Annotated in this window: 29 protein-coding genes and 1 pseudogene; 28 read left to right on the top strand and 2 right to left on the bottom strand. The window is 36.0% G+C overall.

The window, feature by feature from the left end:
• Positions 1-43 precede the first annotated feature (43 nt).
• From N693_RS0108895 to N693_RS0108960, 13 genes are all read left to right on the top strand, one after another.
• A complete protein-coding gene (locus N693_RS0108895) occupies positions 44-526 on the top strand; it encodes a hypothetical protein (RefSeq protein WP_025784441.1) in 483 nt (160 codons plus the stop codon).
• 167 nt (positions 527-693) lie between these two features.
• Positions 694-1,527 (top strand): alpha/beta fold hydrolase, encoded by an 834-nt coding sequence (locus N693_RS0108900; protein WP_025784442.1) that lies wholly within the window; start codon positions 694-696, stop codon positions 1,525-1,527.
• 252 nt (positions 1,528-1,779) lie between these two features.
• On the top strand, positions 1,780-2,241 hold the full coding sequence (locus tag N693_RS0108905) for a GNAT family N-acetyltransferase (protein WP_025784443.1): 462 nt from the start codon (positions 1,780-1,782) through the stop codon (positions 2,239-2,241).
• Positions 2,242-2,384: 143 nt separating this feature from the next.
• Complete coding sequence (gene lepB / locus N693_RS0108910) at positions 2,385-2,927, top strand: signal peptidase I (RefSeq protein WP_025784444.1); 543 nt, start codon at positions 2,385-2,387, stop codon at positions 2,925-2,927.
• A gap of 88 nt (positions 2,928-3,015) precedes the next feature.
• Positions 3,016-3,831, top strand: a complete 816-nt coding sequence (locus N693_RS0108915; protein ID WP_025784445.1) for a lipid II flippase Amj family protein — start codon at positions 3,016-3,018, stop codon at positions 3,829-3,831.
• Between the two features lie 132 nt (positions 3,832-3,963).
• The gene (locus N693_RS0108920) at positions 3,964-4,395 is read left to right on the top strand and encodes an NUDIX hydrolase (RefSeq protein ID WP_025784446.1); all 432 of its coding nucleotides are present in this window, start codon (positions 3,964-3,966) and stop codon (positions 4,393-4,395) included.
• A gap of 97 nt (positions 4,396-4,492) precedes the next feature.
• Positions 4,493-4,732, top strand: coding sequence for a hypothetical protein (locus N693_RS0108925; protein ID WP_025784447.1), 240 nt, complete (start codon positions 4,493-4,495; stop codon positions 4,730-4,732).
• Between the two features lie 194 nt (positions 4,733-4,926).
• Positions 4,927-5,439 carry a GNAT family N-acetyltransferase gene (locus tag N693_RS0108930; protein ID WP_025784448.1) on the top strand — a complete coding sequence of 171 codons (513 nt, stop codon included), beginning with the start codon at positions 4,927-4,929 and terminating at the stop codon, positions 5,437-5,439.
• Positions 5,440-5,778: 339 nt separating this feature from the next.
• Positions 5,779-6,327 (top strand): short-chain dehydrogenase, encoded by a 549-nt coding sequence (locus tag N693_RS0108935; RefSeq protein WP_256378131.1) that lies wholly within the window; start codon positions 5,779-5,781, stop codon positions 6,325-6,327.
• A gap of 48 nt (positions 6,328-6,375) precedes the next feature.
• Positions 6,376-6,939, top strand: coding sequence for an N-acetyltransferase family protein (locus tag N693_RS0108940; RefSeq protein WP_371257551.1), 564 nt, complete (start codon positions 6,376-6,378; stop codon positions 6,937-6,939).
• A gap of 622 nt (positions 6,940-7,561) precedes the next feature.
• Positions 7,562-8,077, top strand: coding sequence for a GrpB family protein (locus N693_RS0108950; protein WP_025784452.1), 516 nt, complete (start codon positions 7,562-7,564; stop codon positions 8,075-8,077).
• Positions 8,078-8,234: 157 nt separating this feature from the next.
• Entirely contained in the window at positions 8,235-8,774 is a 540-nt protein-coding gene (locus N693_RS0108955; protein ID WP_025784453.1) for a YdcF family protein, read from the top strand.
• Between the two features lie 15 nt (positions 8,775-8,789).
• The gene (locus N693_RS0108960; RefSeq protein ID WP_025784454.1) at positions 8,790-9,197 is read left to right on the top strand and encodes an NUDIX hydrolase; all 408 of its coding nucleotides are present in this window, start codon (positions 8,790-8,792) and stop codon (positions 9,195-9,197) included.
• A gap of 107 nt (positions 9,198-9,304) precedes the next feature.
• Here the strand turns inward: N693_RS0108960 and N693_RS0108965 are convergent, their stop codons facing one another.
• Complete coding sequence (locus tag N693_RS0108965) at positions 9,305-10,366, bottom strand: acyltransferase family protein (protein WP_025784455.1); 1,062 nt, start codon at positions 10,364-10,366, stop codon at positions 9,305-9,307.
• A 257-nt stretch (positions 10,367-10,623) separates the two neighbouring features.
• On the opposite strand from N693_RS0108965, the gene N693_RS0108970 reads away from it, so the two are divergent.
• From N693_RS0108970 to N693_RS20800, 15 genes and pseudogenes are all read left to right on the top strand, one after another.
• Positions 10,624-11,076, top strand: coding sequence for an NUDIX hydrolase (locus N693_RS0108970; RefSeq protein WP_025784456.1), 453 nt, complete (start codon positions 10,624-10,626; stop codon positions 11,074-11,076).
• Positions 11,077-11,326: 250 nt separating this feature from the next.
• Positions 11,327-11,878 carry a GNAT family N-acetyltransferase gene (locus N693_RS0108975; RefSeq protein WP_025784457.1) on the top strand — a complete coding sequence of 184 codons (552 nt, stop codon included), beginning with the start codon at positions 11,327-11,329 and terminating at the stop codon, positions 11,876-11,878.
• Between the two features lie 75 nt (positions 11,879-11,953).
• A complete protein-coding gene (locus tag N693_RS0108980) occupies positions 11,954-12,334 on the top strand; it encodes a hypothetical protein (protein WP_025784458.1) in 381 nt (126 codons plus the stop codon).
• A 367-nt stretch (positions 12,335-12,701) separates the two neighbouring features.
• A complete protein-coding gene (locus N693_RS0108985) occupies positions 12,702-12,899 on the top strand; it encodes a hypothetical protein (protein WP_025784459.1) in 198 nt (65 codons plus the stop codon).
• A 185-nt stretch (positions 12,900-13,084) separates the two neighbouring features.
• Entirely contained in the window at positions 13,085-13,540 is a 456-nt protein-coding gene (locus tag N693_RS0108990; RefSeq protein WP_025784460.1) for a VOC family protein, read from the top strand.
• Positions 13,541-14,540: 1,000 nt separating this feature from the next.
• On the top strand, positions 14,541-14,945 hold the full coding sequence (locus N693_RS0109005) for a hypothetical protein (protein WP_025784462.1): 405 nt from the start codon (positions 14,541-14,543) through the stop codon (positions 14,943-14,945).
• Positions 14,946-15,036: 91 nt separating this feature from the next.
• Complete coding sequence (locus tag N693_RS0109010) at positions 15,037-15,561, top strand: AAA family ATPase (protein WP_253271183.1); 525 nt, start codon at positions 15,037-15,039, stop codon at positions 15,559-15,561.
• A 671-nt stretch (positions 15,562-16,232) separates the two neighbouring features.
• On the top strand, positions 16,233-17,153 hold the full coding sequence (locus N693_RS0109020; protein ID WP_025784465.1) for a phosphotransferase: 921 nt from the start codon (positions 16,233-16,235) through the stop codon (positions 17,151-17,153).
• A 57-nt stretch (positions 17,154-17,210) separates the two neighbouring features.
• Entirely contained in the window at positions 17,211-17,876 is a 666-nt protein-coding gene (locus tag N693_RS0109025; protein WP_025784466.1) for an HAD family hydrolase, read from the top strand.
• Between the two features lie 6 nt (positions 17,877-17,882).
• Positions 17,883-18,632 carry a metallophosphoesterase gene (locus N693_RS0109030; protein WP_025784467.1) on the top strand — a complete coding sequence of 250 codons (750 nt, stop codon included), beginning with the start codon at positions 17,883-17,885 and terminating at the stop codon, positions 18,630-18,632.
• Between the two features lie 260 nt (positions 18,633-18,892).
• Positions 18,893-19,756, top strand: coding sequence for a DUF2785 domain-containing protein (locus tag N693_RS19080; protein ID WP_081760192.1), 864 nt, complete (start codon positions 18,893-18,895; stop codon positions 19,754-19,756).
• Between the two features lie 268 nt (positions 19,757-20,024).
• Positions 20,025-20,606 (top strand): GNAT family N-acetyltransferase, encoded by a 582-nt coding sequence (locus tag N693_RS0109040; RefSeq protein ID WP_037593004.1) that lies wholly within the window; start codon positions 20,025-20,027, stop codon positions 20,604-20,606.
• A gap of 115 nt (positions 20,607-20,721) precedes the next feature.
• Positions 20,722-20,964 (top strand): annotated as a pseudogene (locus N693_RS0109045) (DUF3977 family protein); the annotation flags it as partial.
• A gap of 89 nt (positions 20,965-21,053) precedes the next feature.
• Positions 21,054-21,380, top strand: coding sequence for a hypothetical protein (locus N693_RS0109050; RefSeq protein ID WP_025784470.1), 327 nt, complete (start codon positions 21,054-21,056; stop codon positions 21,378-21,380).
• A 163-nt stretch (positions 21,381-21,543) separates the two neighbouring features.
• A complete protein-coding gene (locus tag N693_RS20800; RefSeq protein WP_371257552.1) occupies positions 21,544-21,675 on the top strand; it encodes an acyl-CoA thioester hydrolase/BAAT C-terminal domain-containing protein in 132 nt (43 codons plus the stop codon).
• Positions 21,676-22,318: 643 nt separating this feature from the next.
• Here N693_RS20800 and bla read toward each other — a convergent pair.
• Positions 22,319-23,263: a class A beta-lactamase gene (gene bla / locus N693_RS0109055; protein ID WP_025784471.1), complete on the bottom strand. Its 945-nt coding sequence runs from the start codon at positions 23,261-23,263 to the stop codon at positions 22,319-22,321.
• Positions 23,264-23,432: the final 169 nt, after the last annotated feature.

Below are 23,432 nucleotides of genomic sequence, written 5' to 3' on the forward strand. Positions count from 1 at the left end.
TATTGCCATCTACATGATGGATTTTGGAAGGGGATGAGGTGGCATGAAAAAATATGTTCTTCTAATACTTTTCGCTATTATTTTATTACTTGCGGCTTGTTCCAAAGGGGAAAAAGATAACGTACAAGGGGACTCAGGGGTTATTGGCTACGGGGCAGCCATGGGATATCAATACATTGTCGTAAAGGAACATGATACATTTTCTTGGGAAATTAGTTATAAAGGAAATAACTTACTCATTGAAGAAAATGAAGATAATATAAAGAATCTAGAGAACTTTATGTTTAGTGTTAACGAGAGCGAGTTAGAGTTAGGTACATTAATAATATCGTTCTCTTACTTTGTACTTGTTGTTATAACCGCCCTGATTATTTACAAGAAAAAGAGTGAAATGCTAAAAGGTAACGGCGCGTTAATAATTATTCTAGCAGGTACACTTGGACTATATTTTACTCTTGTGACAGCCATTGAGTTAAGTAGTTTCTTACATGAAGTGAAATACTATTATATGATACTGGCCACTTAAATTAGATTTTTCATTTTTTTATGTCCCTGTATTAAAAAAAAAGACCTTTCCACCAGTTCAAACGTCTTACAATAAAGGAAGTATTAGTGAAAGAAGTATAGATACGTCAGTCAGGGAAGAGGTTAAAATTCAGCCAGAAGAAATTAGAGAGGAAGTGCTCAAGCGGTATGTGGAAGAAAACTTTTGTTGAAACTGAGCGAGGGGAATTTGAAGTTTTTGTTTCAGGGAGTGGAGAACCTTTATGCGTAACTCATTTATATAGTGCCTTTGACGAAAGAGGTAACACTTTTGCAAATCCATTCACCTTACATTATGAAGTGTATTTAATAAACCTCCGGGACTGTGGTAATTCTGTTAAAGGGAAAAAGAGAAGTCAATACAGTATGGAAGAGTCTGTGAAAGACCTGGAATCTATACGTATAGCATTAGGCTATGAAAAATGGGGAATTGCTGGACACTCAACAGGCGGAATGCTCGCTCTAAAATATGCAGTTTTAGCTCCGAACTCTTTAACGAAAACCATTGCTGGTGGAGCAGCCGCAAGTAAGGATTATTGTGCAGATGCAGATTCTATATATTGTCGTAAGAATCCCAAGTTCTCTCGGATAACAGAAATTATGAATCAATTAAATGATCCATCCACAACGCCGGAAATTCGCAAACAATTAGGGAATGAGTGGGCTGAGATGTCTTTTCATTCAAGAGAAAAACTAATGTCATCCTTGAAAATCCCTAACAGTGGAAAAACAGTTGGACCGCGTCTAGATTATTTTAAAGATGTCGAGGTATCCACATATGATTTGAGGGGGGCATTGGGAAAGGTAAAGGTGCCAAGCTATATATATGCAGGTAGATTCGACGCGCAGTGTCCGTATAAATACGGCGTAGAAATTGCTGAACTAATCCCCAATGCCAAATTGACAACCTTCGAGCATAGTAATCATAATCCTTTTGTAGAAGAGGAAGCCAAGTTTAATAAGTTTGTAAAGTCAACTTTATAGAGCACTCTCTTATAAAAAGAAAAGGAGAAGTTGCTTAATAACCATCGCGCTTAATTACACAGATTTTCCGTAATTGATTATTTCCATCCTATATTTTTTTAAAATTCACAATGCTATTTATATCAAAAACATGTTAAGGGGGCGTTCATTATGGCAAATGTGAACACTTTTTTAGTTAAGAACTCAAAGGGGATAACGTCTAAATAACAACAGTGACTTAGCGTTCCCTCTAAAACCGAAAGGGGAAAATGTATGCAAGCAGGTAATGTGAAAATTGAAGAATTGAACGAAGATAACTGGTATGACTGTTGTGAATTAGAATTGTCAGAGAACCAAGTTGGGTATATGGAAGCAAACGCTGTTTCAATTGCCCAATCAAAGTTTGAACCCTCTTTAAAACCCTTTGCAATTTATCTAGAAGAAAGAGTAGTTGGTTTTCTAATGTTTAATACTCTGCAAGAGGAACTTGATGGTTATTGGATATTTAGAATAATGGTTGATAAGTCATTCCAGGGGCAAGGCATAGGAAAAGCTGCAACTCAGTTAATGATTTCAGAGATGAGCAAGCTACCAAATGCAGACAAAATCGTTGTGGCTTACCATCCGGATAATAAAGCGGCCCACCATTTATATGCCAGTTTAGGATTTATAGATAATGGCGATCGTTTCGGCAAGGAAATGGCTGTGATCAAACATATAAATGAGTTAAGTTAAATTAGGGATCACCTACTATGGGTTCTCCTTTATTAAGCATAACGGTGGTATTCATGTTTATTAAATCTTTATCCGTACCATAAATTCAATCAAAAACTTGTTTCAGAATTGAGAGCGTTAGAAAAATGTTAGGAGGAATTCTCTTGCAAGAAAGTACCAAAAAAGAAGTATACTCTTGGATAAAATCAATTGTATTTGCTGCATTTATTGTGATTGTGTGCCGTCTATTTATCTTTACACCCGTGACCGTTCAAGGTGTATCTATGGAACCCACTTTCGAAGACAAAAATAGAATTGTTGTAAGTAAAACAAGCAAATTGGATCGATTTGATACGATTGTTTTCAAAGCTCCAGATGCAGATAAACAATATATAAAGAGAATAATCGGTCTCCCAGGGGATCGCATAGAAATGCAAGATGATGTGCTATACGTTAACGGAAAGCCGTATGACGAAACTTATGTGAAAAGAAATAATGGGATTGAACTGCGTAGAATTACTGGCGATTTCACCTTGCAAGAACTTACTGGAAAGACAACTGTTCCTAAAGGTTATCTTTTTGTTTTGGGTGATAATCGATTGAAAAGTAGCGATAGTAGAGAATACGGTTTGATTTCGACTGACTCAGTTATTGGAGAAGTGAAATTCAGGTTTTATCCACTACAAAACACTGGTGTTCCTAAATAGTAGAACTATGAACTAGGTTGTAGGGTACAATTCGACATAGTTATGTACTCGAATTTCAAACAACCTTGCTAAAAAGAAGGTAATTCTGTTGGAGATTATTACTCAAAAACTCATATATATAGCGTTGTTTATTTTTATCATTCATTCTATTGAAACGCTTGCCTATGCCGTGAGACTATCAGGAGCACGAGTACGGATGATTGCTTCGGCCTTATCTCTTTTTAATATAATGGTGATGTTTTCAAGATTGGCAAATATGATGCAACAGCCTTTTACAGGAAGTCTAATAGACACTGCGCCAAGTCATGATGCTCAGGAATTCGTCGAGACACAATTTCGTTTTCTCATAGGAGCTTCTACAGTTGGTACTGTGTTTGGAATGCTTTTACTCCCTACCTTTGTAGCTCTATTTTCAAGGGCAATCATTCATTTATCTGAAGAAAAGGGTTCTGTTCCATCGCTATTTAAAAGACTATTTTCCTTGCAGTACATTAAACGCGGCATTACACATTTCAGTTTACCAAAATTCTCATATTTGAAAGATACGAAAATCAAAGATATCCCAGTGAGGTTATTCTTAATAAATATGATAATAACTGCCATATACACTATTGGTGTGCTATCTGCTTTATATGCAGCATTACTCACCCCAGAACGTGCATCAACAGCAATTATGGCATCCGGTTTAATAAATGGTATGGCAACAATTCTGTTAGTTATTTTCGTTGATCCTAAAGTCTCCGTGGTTGCTGATGATGTAGTGAATCAGCGAGGGAATTATCAAACACTTAAAAACATTTCGTTGATGATGGTTACTTCGAGGCTTTTGGGAACTTTGTTGGCACAATTATTCTTTATACCGGGAGCTAAGTATATTGCCTGGTTTACACAATTTATAGTTTAGATTTTTTATCCAAGTGGCTGAGTTGCTGAATAATCGCTTCCATTAGTCCAATGATGGAAGTTCTTCATATAGAGAGGTTACAGGTCCAATTTGTATTAATAACACAAATAATTATTTTGGAGGAACTTTGAAATGTTTATCGTAAATGTCGAAGGTGCTATTAGGAAAAATGATAAGTGGCTCATAATTGAAAGAAGCAAGAAAGAAGAACATGCAGGCGGCCAGCTTTCACTCGTTGGAGGTAAGGTGGAGCTTGAAGGAAATTCATCAGATATTTTAGAGAGAACAGTGAAAAGAGAAATATTTGAAGAAGTCGGTGTGAATGTAAAAGACAGACTACATTATGTACATAGTACATCATTTGTAACCGATAAAGGAGAACATGTCGTGGATATTGTTTTTCTTTGTGAGTATGAATCCGGGGAAGCATTTTGTAAAAGTCCGGATGAGGTGGAACAGGTATTTTGGCTAACTACAGAAGAAATATTAAATCATGCTCATTCACAAATATATTTAAAGCAAAGCATTCAACGTGCTGAGGCGTTAATTCAGATTCTGATATAAAGTTGCGATGAAAGTTATAGCAAATGAGATAGCGAAAGAAAGCCTTTATAATATGTGTACTGTTTTAAAGTAGAGGTGAGAGGTACTTTTAACTGTTATGACTAACAACGGCGCAGTCAAAGAGATTCCTGATTGGATCAAAACGAATAGACAATGCATTGAAAACCAAGAAATTGTTGCACGTATGAAAGTCAATCATGACCAGATAAATAGAATTCGAAATAATAAACCGAACTATCGATTAGTATTAAATAGCAAGTTAGAGAAATTAGAAACTATGGATTTCCTCATCCGCAATTATAATTATTCCTGCATAGCAGAACTGCGCTACGAATAAGGTTAAGAATTATTAGAAAACTATTTGCGTTGTTGAGCCTCTTTGGATAGAATTGTCTAAAGAGGTTCTTTTTTGTTAACTGAACGGTATCACTTAAATGAGCATCCATTTCTGAAAAAGTAGTTGTGTCGATTGCTCAATATTCAGAGGTTATTAGACTAGAAAACACACTTAATTTTTTTTGGGAGGATGGAATGAATAATAAAAAAAGCATACTACACCCTATAAAAATCAGGAATTTACATGAAGACGATTATAAAGCTGTCTTGAAATGGAGTAGAGACGACACTTTTTGTGAAGCAAATGGATGGGAGTTAAATAGAAATGAACAAGAATTATATAAATGGTGGCTTCACTGTGTAAATCTCGAGTCAAAAGATTCTGTTCGTCTGGGAATCCTACTAGAAGATAAATTAGTTGGATATGTGGATTTGGCTCATATTAAAAATAATACTGCTGAAATAGGCATTGCAATTGGAGAAAGAATTGTATGGGGGAAAGGAATCGGGACTAGTTCCATTCTCTGTATGATGAAATATGCTTCTAAAAAATTCGGGATTACCACTTTTGATGCCGAAACACACGAAGGAAATATTCGCTCAAGAAAAATGCTGAAAAAGGTAGGATTCATAGAAATAAGTAGAATTGGTCATGAAGATTACTTAGGAATCGATGACCAATTAATTCAATATCGATTTTATAAATAGGCACACTACCATTAATGCTAGCTGTTCAATGAGTTGATATCGTTCTCATTGTCAAATCAACTAAGAAAGCATGATAATGTCATCTTTCTGTATCTAATCAAGATGGAGAATGGTGAAAAATTTAATTTTTTTTGAAATGTTTTTAGTACCACTCTGTGTATTAGGAGCAATTTATGTAAGGGTTTTTTCTCATTTAAACAAATCGTTTATTAACTCATTACGATTTTCATGTGCCATTCTTGATACTTTTAGTTTCATCGATTATCAACTTTAAACAAAAGAAAACTACTTATACCTATTGAATTGATTAGAAGTATTTAAAGAGGGAGGGGCATCATAGTGAAACCTCACGTCCTTGTTGTAGGAGGATCTGGAATGCTTAAAGAGGTATGCTTGTGGCTTGTCGATCAAGGTTACAATGTTTCAGTTATTGGGAGAACCAAAAAACGATTGGACGACGTAGTAAATGAGGCTAGTGATTCTTCAAGTGTTTTCCCAATAAGTGTCGATTATCGAAATGAAGAACTATTTCTTAAAGAAATTATGGAAATACAACATAAACGTGGACCTATCACTTTAGCCGTTAGCTGGATTCATTCAGATGCTCGAAACACGCTACATTTATTGACGGAGCAAATTTCAAATCTTTCAAATAATCCTTGGCGGCTATTTCACGTCAAGGGAAGTAGCGCCCATTTATCTCAAGGTCATATACTTGTGCCTGAACACTGTCTTTATCGTCAGATAGTGCTTGGCTTTATACTGAGCGATTCCTACTCTCGTTGGCTTACAAATAAAGAAATTGCTGCAGGTATTATTAAAGCAATTCAATGGGATCAAGAAGAGAGCATAGTTGGAACTCTAGAACCATGGGAGAAGCGACCTTGATTATAACTAGCGCCAGTTCGCACAACAACATAAGAAGCACAAGAGTTCATGACATTATCGCAAAACAAAGAAAAAATCATATCTATAATTGTGAGGGAATCTATGATGATCAGACGTTTAGTTCCACAAGATGCAGAAAGTTATCTAACTCTAAGATTAAAAGCTTTACAAAACAGCCCTGAGGCATTCGGTTCTACTTACGAAGAGGAAAAAGATTATACTGTTGACAAGTATAAAATTAGATTCCAGTCAGAAGATTCCTTTACATTTGGTGCTTTCGAAGATGGTGAACTTGTCGGGATTATCACTTTGGTTACAGAACAGCGGATCAAACTACGACATAGAGCGACGATTGTAGCTATGTACGTTTCTCCAGAAGACCGTGGTTCGGGAATTGGAAAAGCTTTGCTGAAAGAAGCCATTAGAATGTCAAAAGAATTGCAAGGTATTGAGCAGGTTTATTTAACAGTAGTTACGACAAACAAGGCTGCCAAAACTTTGTATTCTTCGCTGGGATTTGAAGTTTTTGGTACAGAAAAACGAGCATTAAAGCTAAATCAGACTTATTTTAATGAAGATCTAATGGTATTGTTTCTTAAAATGGATTGGTGAACGAACATAAGGTCCTTATCAGTGTTACTATGTCTAATTATCTTTTTCCACTTGATAGATTAAAGTTGATACTTCAAGAGATATTTTTCCAAGAACTTACGTATTGGATAACACATAATAAAGGAACGGAGCTGAAGGTGGGGGTTTATGTTTAAACTATTTTTATTTTTTATCATAGTTATTGCATTATACGCTATTTCGATCTGGCAGTATATAAATCCCACAAAAGCTATTCATTTATGGTTTGGAAAAGCTTACATAACAAAACCTAAAGTAGATGAAGTATATGTCAGGCGTTCTCTAATATTAAGAGGTCTTTTCTTCACTTTGATTTTTATTATTATTGCTGTCAGTTATATTTAATAGGTTTAATTACATAACACTGGTATGAGTAATTTCTCTCTAAAACCAATTCCGCGCGTTAATTAGCGTATTCTTCGATCGATTTAACTAAAAAGTTAGAGCTAATAGCCGCTTGATCTCAGTTAATCAATTCGTATGCAAACTTAACTTGGTTTTATATCCCAAGAGTTCTGTGAGATAGATGGTTTACTAGAAGAGATACTATTTAAAAATTTATAAACCGCTTTGCATTTCGTTGTTTTTTAACGGGGGAGATCATTTGAAAGTTCGATTGTCAGAGTATGATAGAAACTGGATTAAAATGTACAAAGAGGAAGTTGAAATTATCAAATGTATTTTTGGTGATGAAATAGTTAAATTCGAGCATTTTGGAAGTACCTCTGTTCCAAATATGAAGGCAAAGCCTGTTGTTGATATGATGTGTCTCGTTAAAGATGTCAAAAAAATCGACCTATTCAATGCGCAAATGGAGCGGTTAGGCTATGATGTTGCTGGTGAATGGGGGATACCAGGCAGACGTTTATTTCGAAAGGGTGGAAATGACAGAACGCATCATATTCATGTTTATCAGTATAATCATCCTCAAATTAGACGTCATCTGGTGTTCCGTGATTACTTAAGGGCTCACCCAGACGAAGTTGAACGATATACATGTTTCAAAGAAAAGTTGGCTGATCAATATGAGGATACAGCCTTATACAGTAAAGCAAAGAAACCTTTCATAAATGAATTGGAACAGTGGGCATTGAATTGGTTTGAAAGCGAAGGACTATAAATTTCATCTTATTCCTTGTACAAGTAACAAGACAGGTTAATCGATCATATAAACCATTTGTACTGGTCAGATTTAGGCGGTGCTCTCTAAACAATGTAATGATGACACGATGAAATCAAATGAAATCCACAACATTATTTTATGAGGGATGGTATATATGACGTTTCCGTTTGACTGTATAACTGATTTTATATTTGTAGAGTCTGAAATTTCTCATGCAGATGTGATTTTAATACCAGGATCTAATCATCCACCCTTAATGGATGAAGCTGCAATATTATATAAAAATGGTTTTGCCCCATACATACTCCCGTCCGGGGGTTATAAGACTCAAATAGGAACTACAGAATGGGAGTATTTAACAAACATAGGTTCATCAAAGGGGATACCAGAAGAAGTATTTCTAAAAGAAGATAACGCGCAGCACACTCTAGAAAATGCCCGATTTTCATTGGAGGTTCTAAAGAATAATGGGGTTAGATTTGATAAGGCTATTATTGTTTGTAAAGCGGGTCATTCCCGAAGAGCATTATTGAGCTATCAAGTTACTTTTCCTATTTCTACTGAATTTATGGTATTCCCTGTAGTGGATCGACATGAAATAACTAAAGATAATTGGTATTTATCCGAAGTTGGGAGAAAACGCGTTATGTCTGAGGTCCATAAAATAGGGAAATACTTTGGAGATTTTATATGATAAGGGGATGAGTGCATGACACCACCAAAACATATTGTTTCAGCAGCCACAATTGTGTTAAATAACAAGAATGAGCTTTTGTTAATAAAAGGCCCCCGTAGAGGATGGGAGATGCCCGGTGGTCAAGTTGAAGAGGGGGAATCTCTAAAAGAAGCTGCCATTAGGGAAACGAAAGAGGAATCTGGTATTGATATTGAGATTATCAAGTTTTGCGGAATCTTTCAGAACGTCGAACGATCCATTTGTAACACACTATTTCTAGGTAGGGTTATCGGAGGTAAGCCTACTACGAGTCCGGAGAGTTTGGAAGTAGGATTTTTCCCAATTAAGATAGCATTGGAAATGGTGACAATTACGAACTTTAGACAGAGGATTGAATATTGTTTAGACGAAAATACACATCCTTTTTTTGTGGATTTTTAAAATTTATTAGAATGAAAAGTACCTGCGCGAGAAACAAACATGATCGTTTTAACATCCATGAAAGTTTGAACACAGGTACTTTTATAAATCGCTCACTGGAACCGAATTTAATGAGTAATTGCTGGATTGGGTGAGGTCTTTTTTTGTGAAAATCCACCAAGGAGTAGCTTTCCGTACGGTAGAAATTTTTGTATGAGGATCGAAAAAACGATTGGAACGACCAAACCGAATGCGGTGAAACCAACAATGCCATATGTGAAGTAATCGTTTAGCAAAATATCTGTAAAGATGTGCAAGTACATAATCGTTAAGGAGTGCTTCTCGATTTTTTGCAACCATTTTACGGACAGCTGTGCTGCAATGAGCTGGAATACGCCAACCAATACGAGCGTAAATGAAACTGGAATGATTAAATCTAAAAAGAAATGTTCATAACGTAAAAACTTCATACTTAAATGGTAGTCAATTACATGATTCATATCGAGTGAAATGGCTGTTACACTACTTATTATTCCGACGATTAACCATCTTATTGAAACGTTCGTCCAAATACTCTTCATATAATAACCTAACGCAAAATAGACTACTGCCATAAGTACGACATCGATGTTCCAAATCATTGGGACTGTTTGAGACGCAGTGTCAGGTTTCCCGCCAATGACGCTCATTGCAAAAAAGCTTTCATAATGAGCGATACTATAAGAGATTACCAAAATAATGATTTGTTTTGTTCGGCTAAAGTATTTAGTCATCCATAAGAAGAACAAATACGTAAAGAAAAGCGTAGTGACAAACCAGAAAACACCGTACGCACCACGGGCAAAGCGTCCGCCGACAACAAGCGCCCAAAAATCATTCACATACCATGACAAATCTATATTGCCCGAACTAAGCTCAATCCCGTAACGAATCAGCGTAATGCTTCCTAGAAAGAACAAATAAGGAACTATCAATTGCATAAACCGTTTATGAACCATGTGTTTCACTAAGCCCTTTTCAATAACAGGTTTAAAAAATAAACCACTTAAAATGAAGAAAGCTGGCATGTGAAACCAATAGATATATTTAACGAGTGGGAAATCAAGCTGTCCGGGATAATGACCAATGACGACGAGGATCATTAAAAATCCTTTTGCCCCATCCACCCAGGATAAACGTTTCTTACTCATAATTAGGCACCTCAAGAAAATTGACGTATCTCCAATGTACCCCCTTTCTGCAATTTGGAGGGGAATGTTACAGAAATGACTCACGGATGTTAGTAAGTTGGAAATACATAGGAGTATTTTCTTCATTTATTACGGATAACTGACTAAATCGAATAGTTAGTACCAGTAAGTGCATGAGAATTATATATCCTTCGATTTTTCTAGTGAGAGTGGTAAAGCATACTAAAAAACATAGATACATGAGTGGGAGGATTGAAATGAGAGAAGGAATCATACGGCCACTGGTTATTAGTGTTTTCCAACAAGAGGATACCATCCTTGTTGCAGAAGGTTATGATCCAGTGAAAAAGGATCACTTTTACCGGCCAATCGGTGGAGGAATCGAATTCGGTGAAAGCAGTGAGGAAGCACTCATCCGGGAAATGAAAGAAGAACTCGATACTGGTATTACGGCTCTTGCATACTTGGGAACGCTAGAAAACATATTCAGCTTCAACGGAATGATAGGGCACGAGATTGTAAGGGTCTATGATGCATCTTTCACCGAAAACTTTTTTAACAAAGCGAGTATATTTGAAGGCATTGAAGATAACGGAGAACTATTTAAGGTGATGCGTCTGCCTATACAGGCGTTTCGATCAGGGGAGCTTCGTCTTGTTCCAGAAAACTTATTGGACCTGCTTGAAATGAACGACATATCCCATGAGTGATTCGATCAGAACTTGATACAGCTTAAAGCTAGAAGTATCAAGTTACTCTACCTGATGTGAAGTAACAGCAATACAATATTTCAGAATGAAAGACTACTCTTATTTAAGATGAATTACAAAAGGAATATAAAATCGTCGTTGAAGAGCAGTTTGATGATTCATTCTTGTAACGAGACCAAATATAGTTACATAACCCTTCAGTTAAATCATATTTTGCACACCATTAAACTTAAGAAAGGGGAAACTCATAGTGAAAAGGGAATTCCCAATCATTGAAACGGATAGATTAATTTTAAGAGAGGTAAAAAAAGAGGATTCAAATGATATGTTCGTGTATTTATCTGACAAAGATGTTGTAAAACATATGGGTTTAGACCCTTTTCAAACAGAAAAAGAGGTACTAGAAGAAATTGAGTGGTACCAAAAGATTTATAAAGAGAGTACTGGAATTAGGTGGGGAATAACTCACAAGGACAATGGTAGGGTTATTGGAAGTTGTGGTTTTCTTAATAGGCAATCCAAGCATTCTCGAGCTGAAATCGGTTATGAATTAAGCAAAGAATATTGGGGAAAAGGTATTGCCAGTGAAGCATTGGAAGCGGTAGTTAAATATGGATTTCAACACTTACAATTAGAACGAATAGAAGCATTAATAGAACCTGCTAATTTAGCATCACTGAAATTATTGGATAAAAAGGGCTTTGAAAAGGAAGGATTATTAAGACATTATGAATTTACTTGTGGCAAATTTGATGATTTATATATGTATTCAATTTTAAAAGGTGACGTACTCATTACTTGAAGAATATTGATTATTATTGCATTAGCAGGGGATCCTCTCTTGCACAATAGCTATTAGTGCATAATTAGGAGGTGAATGAAAATATCTATTCACGATGGTGTGTTAATCGGATACACAGTGAACTTCTTAGAACATGAGTTGCGAATGGATATCGAAACGGTGGCAGATGATATTGACACTGTTACATTCGATTCTTATTTAGCTCATTATTTCGACCATGTAATGGCTGGAAGTATTTTGTTTGGGATTGAAGAAGTAGATTTGAAAACATTCTTTGCAGAAAACAGAGAAGAATTTGAGTCCCATAAACAATATGCTTGGCCGATTTGGTACGATGATGTGAATGAGCTCGAACAGTACTTACAAGTTAATAATTATAAATGTTACATTATTTTTGCTTCACTAGGATTGTCAGGTTATGTGTTTGCTAAAACATTCGAGATCAAAAAGAAATGAAAGTTTATGCAGACCACTTAAAGTTTGTGAAGTATTCTTCTTATACTAATTGACTGAGGGTTTTGAACTAATGTTCCCTACTTCTCTGTTATCCAGAATTGAAAAAGGGTTGAGGATGACGGGTGAGTGAATTCAACATAAATATGTATACCATGAACACCTAACATATGGATTTTAAAAAGGTTTTAGATTAGTTATCATTAGAAACGAATTCAGTCATCACAAGATAATAATTGTTTTTAGGTATCCGAACACGATTGTGAAGAATCGTTAACGGGCGCAGGTATTGAAGATGTAATGTGCCTGTATCGGTCCAAAGATCGCTTTAGAAAAGCGCATTGAAATATTTAATTGGAGGTACAAACCAATGTTCTGGGGAAGTATTTTACTATGGATTTTTGGCTTATTACTTTTGTACATTGTAGTCTTTACAGCAGTAAAAGATGGGATTGATAAGTCAGAGGTGGGTCAGTTCATAAAAACAAATTATGGGGTTAAAGATAAAATTGTTACGGTAAGTGATGATGAAATTGAAAAGGAATTAGAAGACGAATTCAAGATTTAGGAACAGTGGTTACCATGATCACGTTCAAATGTACTCTGATGATAATTCTTGGCCCACTAGTCAAAACTCAACAGATAAAGCAGAAGAGAATATTCTGGAGCTTCTAGAATCAAGCGCTTTATCGCATCGATAATCTAATAATATATCAGACCTGCAAGTCTATTAACTGTAGGAGGTTTTATGTATTGATTAAAGGTTTATACGAAGCACATTTACCCGTAAGTGATGTAAATAGGGCTATCCATTTTTACGAAGGGCTAGGACTAGTGCTTGATCATAAAATAGAAGACAGATTGGCTTTTTTATGGATTGAAAAGGATAAAAGCTGGTTGGGCTTATGGAATACAGATAAAGTGGAAGTTGAATATCATCCCTCAATTAGACATATAGCTTTCGAGGTCTCATTGGAAAGCCTCAAAGACTCAGTAAATTGGCTAACAAAAAAGGGCTGCACACCTAGGAAAGCCTTTGGATTTGAACCCACCGAACCTTTTGTCATGCCTAATGATGGATTTGGTCACGCTAAAATTCATTTTAATGATCCTGATGGAAACAGCTTAGAATTCATTTGTAAAATCGACAATCCTAAAAACATTACAAAAACCATGTATCTAAGCGAGTGGGAAAAACTGAGTAATTAATTTTCTTAGCGTTTTAATTTCTTGTTCGAAATTATGGTTTCTCACTAAATAAGAATTGGTAGAGGATTTACTGCGTAATAAATCTTTAGTAAAGGAAGTACGAGAGAGTGGATTTATGATACAACTCTTGATTATTTATCTTTTAGTTGTACCGATTTGTATTTTACTCCATGAGATAGGACATGGAATCGGAGCAGTCTTATCGTCAAATTCTCATGCACATATCTATTTGGGACCGAGATGTGAACATAATAAAGAGAATTTCAGATTAGGCAGGCTTCACTCTCACATCTCTTGGTCATTTATCGGTTTCGCTTATTGGGATACTGTTTTTACTTAACGACAGAGAGCAATTGCACTAGCAGGAGGACCTTTCATGTCGTTATTTCTCGCAATTGCATTTGGATTTCTGACAATTCCTCTGTCCAAAGTCATTTGCATCCATTATTTTGGTGGACAACTATTTTTAACTTTCTCCAGTTTGTAGTAACGATTATTCCTGTGACATACCCTCGTTGGATGGGAGGATATAGCGGTTACAAATCTGATGGTTTACAGCTGTTATGTATACTGAAAGGTCAAAATTGACAATCTGTATATGAAAGTAATCGAACACGTTTCTTAAAAACTGCATGTCCTCAATATAGTTAAAGTAAAGAGGTGAACGGCATGGGTGACCGATTTGAGCTGAGTTTTAAAAATAAGGAAGTCAGAGTATGGTTGATTATTATGGTTCCGACTGTGATAGCTAAAGTATTACTTATTCTATATTCCGAAACTCCAACCGGCTATATTACAGGCTTGCTCCCACTAATCTCTTGGACAATCTTTCTTATTTGGCGTTATTTTTATAAGAAGAAACAAAAGAAAATACGATCGGTTAGTTAATGACTTTGTCCTAACCGGGTTGGTTTCTACAAGACTAATTGGGAACGATAATCTAATACAGTGTACATGATTTATGAAAAACACATTCAGGTAACTAGTAAAGGTGGCTGTAATGATTGATTTCTTTGAAAGAAAGTTAAGACTTCAGAATTTAGAAGTCTGGGACGTCCAATGTGGGGAAAGCTTTTATAGGATGTTTATTTTTGATGAGAATCGTTTGCCTGAATTAGCAGATTTGGACATACCCAGCAATGCTATAGCAGATGATTTAAGGGAAAATTTAATAACTGTCAGTGTCTATTCTAATACTCTTGTAAAAGATGAACATATCGTTTATTTAGACCAGTTTGCAAAGCAATTAACGGATCATGTCGCATTAGCTCATTGTCATGTTGTCACGAAATTTTATACAGGAGAGATAGACGATATGTCCAAATGGTTTTTGAAAGAAAAAATAAATTTGAACTATGAGGAATTACCTTTAACGCAACTGTGGCACTTAAATCAAGACAATTAGGCACACGGTCTAGTTTGTGTTAGAACGCAGTAGTAACCAATTACTATCCCAATTTCAACTGAATGAATGAGGTGAATTTCTTGTGATCATCATGATAAATGGCGCATTTGGCGTGGGAAAAACAACAATAGCTAGTGAACTAGTAAAAAGCATAGAAAACAGTATGATATTTGATCCTGAGGAGATTGGCTTTATGTTAAGAAATATTCTCCCCCAGCAAACAATCCAACTTGAAGCGAAGACTGGTGATTTCCAAGATCTAGAACTTTGGAAAGAATTAACGGTTCAAGTAGCTCATGATTTAATCGCTAAATACAAAAAGAACTTGATAGTTCCAATGACGATTCGCAAACCAGAGTACTTTCATTACATAAAAGACGGATTTAGTAAGCTCGATACACAAACATACCATTTTTGTTTAACTGCTAGTAAAGATACAATCTACGGTCGACTTCGTCATCGCGGAGAAGAAGAAGGGAATTGGTGCTTTCAACAAACAGACAAATGCTTAACTGCTTTTAATGAAGACAACTTTGAGGAGTATATAGATACTGATCATGTCGCAATCCCTTCAGTTATCGCTGAGATTAAAAATAGGATTCAAGCTTTCGCTTAATGAGGTAGGAAAAATGAAAACACTTAAAAGGTTAGTCTCTTTTACTGCTATTTTTAATTTGACATTCATTACAATCTTAATCTTGCAGTACCGGTATCGATTCAATCACACATCAGATTTTAATGAATTGATTATGTATGCCTCAATTCCCTCTATTATTATCTCAATAATTCCTTTAGTTTGCTTTTTCTTCTGTAGGCTGATTTTTTTGAGATTGATTCAAAGTAAAATACATCATAGCGCATTCCTCCACTCAGCCCTGGTTATTCTTACTACTGCTACGATGACCTATTTTTTGACTGAGATAGTCTTTCATGACTTTGTTGCGTCACTACTATGTGTAGTTAGTACAGTGGTAACTTTGATTCTACTATTCTATATGGACTCACGGAGTAATAAGAAAGTTTTGACAGGAGAACAATAGAATGCGGGTGGTTCCTATGATTTTTTAATTCATTAGTTATTTCGATTATTCTTTGGGCTGTCGGCTTTTATATTTCGTCATCACTGCTGCAGTTACAAATGGCAAAAACCAATCTGTAATAGGAGATTCTTAAAAAAACAAAGAGGAGCGGACATCGAAAAAAAGTCATTCCTTGATAGTGATTTGGATAATGATAGATAAAGGGCTTCTTTCATTGTGGAAAGGCCTTTTGCGAGGAGAGTCATGTATGAGCAGCATACCCATTTTAAAACGATTCGGATTTAACATAGAAATGGAACAAAAGAGTATTTATCCATTTTCTCAAGTTTTTAAAATAGATAACTACATCATAAAAAGAACTCAGTTTCCTATAGAAAGAGCTCTCAATCTTGTAAATTATACTTCTCACCTTGAGAGCAATAATATAAACATCGTAACTCCCGTCGAAATGAGTTGCAATAATCCACAGCAAATCAACGACGAGTGTTTTGTTTGTTATCCTTTTATTGAGGGAGTTGTCTATGAAGGATCAGAAGAACAGATCATACAAGCTGGCGAACTGTTAGGTCGGATTCATTCTTTTTCGACTTTAGAGAATAGGTTTCAACTAGAAGAATATGATGTTTTTGACTTTACTTATCAAGAAGTGGAGGAGTCTATAAAGGAAATAGAGAAATTCGTTGAGTTATATGATGTAAACATTGACACTCATAAGTTAAAAATACATCTAGATCAAGCGGTTAAAAATCAGGATACTATAAAAAATTGTGAATTAAACTGGATCGACACTCCGCACGATTTTAAAGCAAATAACTTAATCTACAAAGACAACAAACCTGTTTTGATTGATCCGGATAATGCTAAATGGATACCTCGTGCTTTTGACTTGGCACTGGCCTTACTACTGTTTCACAATGAACTAGTTTCAGCGCCAAATAGAGTATTTACTTCGGATGAATGGAACCTTTTTTTATCAGGTTATCTCAAATATCAAACGCCATCCAAAGTAGAGAGTGCACAGTGGGAGGCTATCGTATTACACGTTTTTCTAGATGAAGTGATGTGGTTAATGGCTGAAGTCGAAGAGGACTGGAAACGCGCTGAACAAAAGGAACTTTTAGTCAGTCTGTCAAATGTGCTGGCTACTTTAGATGATTATCCACTTTGAAAAAACGGTACATATAGAAGTTAACATCGCTTTTAGAATGGGGGCATCCTATAACCAATGATTAAGGCAATTTTATTTGACCTAGATAACACGTTGTTAGATAGAGATGCATCTGTAAAGCTGTTTATCGCCAATCAGTACGAAAGACTGCATCGTTTACTAGGTGACGTTCAGAAAGAAGAGTATGTCTCAAGATTTTTAGCGTTGGATAACCATGGTTATGTATGGAAGGACAAAGTGTACCAGCAATTGACCCATGAGTTCAAGATTGAGCAAATCACATGGGAAAATCTGCTGCAAGACTATGAACAGAAATTTAAGTATATATGCGTTCCTTTTCCAGGGCTTTTTCAAATGTTAGAGGAGTTAAAGCGGCAGAATCTTCTTCTTGGCATTATTACAAATGGATATGGTCAGTTCCAGATGGAAAACATCCAGAGTTTGGGGATAGCAGATTATTTCGATGTGATAGTAATATCAGAGTGGGAAGGGATGAAAAAACCGGATCCTAGAATTTTTGTAAAAGCTTTAGAGAAGCTGAATGTTTCTGCTGGTGAGAGCGTCTTTGTAGGAGATCATCCCGGAAATGATGTGGTTGCAGCGATGGCTATTGGCATGAGAGGTGTCTGGAAGAAAACTTCTCATTTTGACAGCGGGGACTGTGACTATGTTATTGATAATTTAATGGAACTTTTCGTGTTCCTGAATCAGTTAAAGGAGTAGCCTTATATGAAAATGGGATTAATAGCAGACATTCATGGAAATGCTCCCGCATTAAGAGCTGTGCTTCAAGATTTGGATAAGAGACAGGATATTGATCAGATCCTTTGTTTGGGGGATATGATTGGAATTGGGCCCGATACAAACGAAGTTTTAGAAATCTTGTTTTCCAGAACCGATATAGCTATGATCACTGGGAATCACGATGAAGCAGTTCTAGCACTTTTAAAAGATGAACAACATCCACTCAGTCACTCTCATGCTAGGGAGCATCATCAATGGATTGCTGACACTATGGATAATAGGTTTATTTCAAATTTGGAACGATTACCTCGAACGATTCATCAAAATCTCAATGGTCATAGTGTCTTGTTTACACATTATCACATTGAGAATACTAAACTGTTTGATCACATTAGCTTAGACCCTTTCAGCAACATTGTCGAACCAAGTCTTGAAAACTTAACCGAATTATTTAAAGACTCAGAAGCAGAGTTAATTTGTTTTGGTCACCATCATCCACTTCACTTTTTCGAAAGTGAATCCACAATTTATCTAAATCCAGGCTCTTTAGGATGCAATTCCAAACCTATAGCCCCATACGCTATCGTAGACGCTTCACAGGATAAAATTAAAGTAAGCTTTGAAGAAGTAATCTATGATAACACTAGCTTTTTGTCATCTTATGACCTTCTCCAAGTTCCAAATCGTGAATTCATTATCAATGCTTTTCATGGGAATCAACGAGTTAAATTTTAGTAAATGGAGAGATCAGATGGATCACGTCAATTCATACTGCAAGTTCTTAGTTAAGAGGCAAGCACGCTGAATCTGTAGAGGAACTCTTCATTCATATTGAAGTCCCAACTGCCCCACCAAGTAGCTGAAGTATAAAAAAATGGATAAATAGTCAAGATAAGTTCGTTGAAGTTTAGTGTTAATTTAAATCCAACATTCGCAGAGCAGTCTCTTAAATGGAGTTCTCTTAGAAGAATGACAAGAAAGGATAGGGAACCAATTTGAATATAAAAATTGCGAATTTCGCCAAAATAACTCCGATGGATGCAACTGAATTGAAAGTTCACCTAATAGAAGTTCAGGAAGGGAATAGAATTTGGGACGATGAAAATAAAGTATTACTCGTTAGATCTATGATTGAACATATCGGATCCACTGATAGTGAACTGAGAGATAATCTGATATACAACTTATTTTGCCAACTTATTTTAGAGAAAAATCAGTTGGACCATAAGTTGTTGTATGACATATTGGAATGGTGTGTAAGCAAAACACTATTTGTCGGGATAGGAGAGAATGGTACCGATTCCGTATTTACGAGATCATTTACCTTGCTTTTAATAGCACTTATTCTTTATCGAGATAACGCAGACAATTTCCTTGGCGATTCCATGATTTTCAAAACAAAGGATGCTTTGATCGAATACATGATATTAGAGAAAGATCTACGAGGATACGTACCTGAGAAAGGCTGGGCTCATAGTATTGCGCACGCAGCTGATGCGATTGATGAACTTGTAAAAAATCCGAATTTGGCAAGGAGTTCCTATCACGAATTGGTTGAAGTTCTATGGAAAACCATGTTCGTTTCCACTAGTGTATATATCCACGATGAAGATGAACGGATTATAGTTCCTTTGTTGGCAATGGTAAGCAATGGGTTGAATCCGGATATACTACAATCCTTTATACAAGGCATTCCTGCAGCACTTCGATTACAGAAGGAACAATTGAGTGAGGAAAACTATTGGTTTTTATATGCAAATAGCAAAACGTTTTTAAAAAGCTTATATAGAGAAATGAACTCTCACTCTGATCTTCATTTATTCGTACAGAGTATTGATGACTGTTTGAGAAAGATGTAGATGAAGCTTTACTTTTAGTTATGTGCTCTAGAATATCAAGTCAAATATCAATGAAGACCATTGGTATTTCGCTACAAAGAAAAATTGAAGGTAGATTGCTGTTTCTCAGGGATGTGTGCGGTCTACTTTTCTGTACATTCATACATGAAACGTTTTAGCCAGCATACACATGAAAACAATATATGTACTTAAGGGGTGAATTTATTTTAAGGGATGGGCGTATAATTGCCCCTAAAACTACGTGGGCCCTAAAATCAGGAGGGAAATGATGATTATTAGAGACTATGAACCTAATGATGAAATGGGTTGGGTAAGATGCCGAGTACTTGCGTTTTTAGAGACGGCATATTTTGATAATGTATTAAAACAAAAAGAACGCTATGATAACCCTGCAATTGAACTAATCGCAGAGATGGATGGCCAAATTGTTGGACTTATTGATGTTGAATACGAAAAAGAGGAACGTACAGTTTGCTCGAGAGGAGAAGGGCTGGGAGGGATGATTTGGCATATCGCAGTCCATCCTGATTTTTCTCGACAAGGAATCGGACAACAATTACTAAACTCTGCTGTGAATAGAGCTAAAGCAATTGGATTAAATCGTTTTGAGGCTTGGACACGAGACGATCTGTGGGTTTGGAACTGGTATGAGAAACAGAAATTCACTAATGTTTATTCTTATTATCATATCTATTTTGAAGGTGACGAGATGACTCAAAGAATTCAGAGTGAAATTCCAAAACTACACTTGGTGAATGCTTTTGCACATTATGTAGGTGAGGACATAAGTCAATTTAAAATTGAAAATAAACGTATTCACCAGTGTGTTTGTTTTGAAAAGGTCTTTTAATCCTGTTTTAACCATATTAGATGATTTTCGTTTCACAAATGGGGGCTTAAACAACATAGCTTTTGCAAGAATAGGGCAATTTAAGAGGTGATGGAGAGAGTTGATTCTTTGAAGTTTTCTTGAATTCGGGATAGGTAATACGTGGTTGGTTAGGACTGAATCAGAGTTACCAGATGGTACCGAATATGAGGAAAAAGGAATAGGTGATCCAATAAAATATCATTCTCTCTACTTGAGAATCTGGCTTGGTAAAACGGTTTTAATTATCGATTCGAAAGAGGGATTTAAACGGAGTAAAAAAACACGAAACACGATTAAATTAATTTTCGGTATATCTGGTACTTATTTTACAAACTAAGCAAATGGAGGAATTTATCTCAGAATAATTTGCGCTCTTATTAATATTGACGGAATATTTATTTCTTTATATTAAGGGGGATTTGATTAATGCTGATAATGGTTATTGGAGTGTTATTGGTTCCATTTTTCATATTTACGTTGGCGATGAATTTTAAGTTTTTAAAAGGTGAGGGCTCTAAGAGTGACTTAGCACAAAAGATAGTAGCTAAATCTTCTAAAATCGCACTTCCAATTTTTCCGGTTGGTTGGGTGATACTTGAGCTTTATCATCGCATCATTGCAAATATATCTTATGAGTCATATAGAGATAGTATGGTGGTATTAATGCTGCTTTTATTTACTGTGTACGGGTTTGCAATCCGTTATTATAAAAAGAAATATGAATTTGAAAGCCAAAGCTTCCTCAGAGAATAGTGTTCCATAACTGGGGGCAATACAGGAATAAGATCCGTGCTCAATTTGGAGTTTTTTTGTAAAATATTCTGATTTTAATTCTGAATTATAGAAACATGAGTGCTTGTAGAAATGAGGTGGATTAAATGCGGTTACCAATGTATAACCTGCTACACAATCTGTCGTGTCTCACTTCGGGAAAGAAATGACCTTGTTACTAGGAGGAAATATAAAAGATTACTCACAGGCACAATTTGAAGCATGGCACAAAGTGAAAGTTTTCTTCAATAAGTATCTATCCACTAGCTCAGATTGATAAACTTAGGAAAAGATTACTCACAGGAATTCTTTCTGCTATCGTATATGCGTGGGCTTTCTATACTCTGATCTCTCAGCGTGAATCTAATATGTATTACTTTGGGTTTTTGAAACATTTGTTCTTGTTATTTTTTTGCCGGACCTATTTATATTCTTGTAGGAGTTCCACTTTCTATTCATATTGATAAATTACTTGAGCAAAAAAATACTTGGTTGGGGTAATTTTTTATTCGCTCGATGGTTCACTTATATGCTTCCTACTCGTTAGTTTTGATAGCCAAAATATAAATACAATTGACATTCTGATTTCTTTTTTATATGGGGTAGTAGCAGCGAAGCCGACACCGCCTGCAATAAGGAAATGTCAAAGGTTATATTACGTTGTTTAAGTTAAATACTTCCAATACACATACCCCCATCCTGCAGGATGGGGGTAAATTAAAGTTGTTAAATGAGGAATCTTTTGCAATACGGTTATTGAAAAATCTAAGTTGTATACAACAATCGCGCCCGATTGTAGAAGACCATTGCTTAACACTTATTCAACATAAGCACCCTTTAAGTATATTATTTCGCCAACTTTTTTGTAGTAAAAAACGATCTTTACCTGAAGAGTCGTACTCCTTCTCTAAAATATTAATCTATTTGTTGTTAGAAAACGCCTTAGCAATCACTTCTGTGGCCTTTGCGATGAGTTCATCATTAAAGCTGGCATCCTCTTCATCGCGACTTGACATGATTGCAATCATAATCGGTTCCCGATTTGGTGGCCACACAATCGCTATATCGTTTCGAGTTCCATAACCACCGGCTCCACTCTTATCTCCAACTTCCCAACCTTCTGGTACACCAGCTCGAATGAGGGAATCACCTGTCGTACTTCCTTTTAGCCAATTCGTGAAAATTTCTTGCTTATCAGCAGAAAGGTACTCACTGACTCCAAACACCTCAAGGTTAGTTGCAAGTGCTTTAGGGGTACTTGTATCCCTTGAATCTCCAGGAATAGCTTCGTTCAAATCAGGTTCAATACGGTCAGCCATTGTGATAGTATCGCCACTTTCTCGTAACGCCTTTTCAAATCCATCTGGTCCGCCTAGTTCTTTGAACAGAAGATTTCCTGCTGTATTATCACTGTACTGCATTGCTGCTTCAGCTATCTTTCCTAGAGTCATCCCTTTGTTCACAAAGCCTTCTGTAATCGGGGAATAGGGAACAATGTCTTCACTGGTAAATGTCCTTATTTCCTCAAGCTCTGATATCGGATTTTGTTTCAATAAAACACCCGCGGCTAGCGCTTTGGAGGTAGATGTGTACGCAAATCGTTCGTCCTCACGAAATTCCACGATTTCTTTTGTTCCTGTGTCAATGGCATAGACCCCAAGCCTCGCGTCATATTCCTTCTCAAGTTCTTCAAATTTCTCTTTTGTGGTTTCTTTTGCCGTTATATTTTCTGAGGATTGGTTAGTTCCCTCCATATTTTCTGTTTCTGACTGTTGTACAACCTGTTTTTTCTCATCTGAGCAGCCTACAACCATAAGCACCAAGCCTATCACTGCTAGTATTTGATAAAAACGTCTTTTGTTCATGATGTAAAACCTCCTAATTATTTGATTAGACTCCTATGTACAAAATGAAAAAACAACCTTATTCAAGGAGTTTTAACAGATTACATTTGTAGTCTGATTACATCTGTAGTATAGTATTACATACGTAATCAAATAAAGTCAATTCTTTATTTCCTAACCATCAAGCTAC

The organism is Sporosarcina sp. D27 (genome assembly GCF_000586555.1).
Lineage (GTDB): Bacteria > Bacillota > Bacilli > Bacillales_A > Planococcaceae > Sporosarcina.

Coding starts and splice junctions, on each gene's coding strand:
- N693_RS0108895 (WP_025784441.1), top strand. CDS start 44: ATGAAAAAATATGTTCTTCTAATACTTTTCGCTATTATTTTATTACTT.
- N693_RS0108900 (WP_025784442.1), top strand. CDS start 694: ATGTGGAAGAAAACTTTTGTTGAAACTGAGCGAGGGGAATTTGAAGTT.
- N693_RS0108905 (WP_025784443.1), top strand. CDS start 1,780: ATGCAAGCAGGTAATGTGAAAATTGAAGAATTGAACGAAGATAACTGG.
- N693_RS0108920 (WP_025784446.1), top strand. CDS start 3,964: ATGTTTATCGTAAATGTCGAAGGTGCTATTAGGAAAAATGATAAGTGG.
- N693_RS0108925 (WP_025784447.1), top strand. CDS start 4,493: ATGACTAACAACGGCGCAGTCAAAGAGATTCCTGATTGGATCAAAACG.
- N693_RS0108930 (WP_025784448.1), top strand. CDS start 4,927: ATGAATAATAAAAAAAGCATACTACACCCTATAAAAATCAGGAATTTA.
- N693_RS0108940 (WP_371257551.1), top strand. CDS start 6,376: ATGACATTATCGCAAAACAAAGAAAAAATCATATCTATAATTGTGAGG.
- N693_RS0108955 (WP_025784453.1), top strand. CDS start 8,235: ATGACGTTTCCGTTTGACTGTATAACTGATTTTATATTTGTAGAGTCT.
- N693_RS0108960 (WP_025784454.1), top strand. CDS start 8,790: ATGACACCACCAAAACATATTGTTTCAGCAGCCACAATTGTGTTAAAT.
- N693_RS0108965 (WP_025784455.1), bottom strand. CDS start 10,366: ATGAGTAAGAAACGTTTATCCTGGGTGGATGGGGCAAAAGGATTTTTA.
- N693_RS0108970 (WP_025784456.1), top strand. CDS start 10,624: ATGAGAGAAGGAATCATACGGCCACTGGTTATTAGTGTTTTCCAACAA.
- N693_RS0108980 (WP_025784458.1), top strand. CDS start 11,954: ATGAAAATATCTATTCACGATGGTGTGTTAATCGGATACACAGTGAAC.
- N693_RS0108985 (WP_025784459.1), top strand. CDS start 12,702: ATGTTCTGGGGAAGTATTTTACTATGGATTTTTGGCTTATTACTTTTG.
- N693_RS0109005 (WP_025784462.1), top strand. CDS start 14,541: ATGATTGATTTCTTTGAAAGAAAGTTAAGACTTCAGAATTTAGAAGTC.
- N693_RS0109010 (WP_253271183.1), top strand. CDS start 15,037: ATGATAAATGGCGCATTTGGCGTGGGAAAAACAACAATAGCTAGTGAA.
- N693_RS0109020 (WP_025784465.1), top strand. CDS start 16,233: ATGAGCAGCATACCCATTTTAAAACGATTCGGATTTAACATAGAAATG.
- N693_RS0109025 (WP_025784466.1), top strand. CDS start 17,211: ATGATTAAGGCAATTTTATTTGACCTAGATAACACGTTGTTAGATAGA.
- N693_RS0109030 (WP_025784467.1), top strand. CDS start 17,883: ATGAAAATGGGATTAATAGCAGACATTCATGGAAATGCTCCCGCATTA.
- N693_RS0109040 (WP_037593004.1), top strand. CDS start 20,025: ATGATTATTAGAGACTATGAACCTAATGATGAAATGGGTTGGGTAAGA.
- N693_RS0109050 (WP_025784470.1), top strand. CDS start 21,054: ATGCTGATAATGGTTATTGGAGTGTTATTGGTTCCATTTTTCATATTT.
- bla (WP_025784471.1), bottom strand. CDS start 23,263: ATGAACAAAAGACGTTTTTATCAAATACTAGCAGTGATAGGCTTGGTG.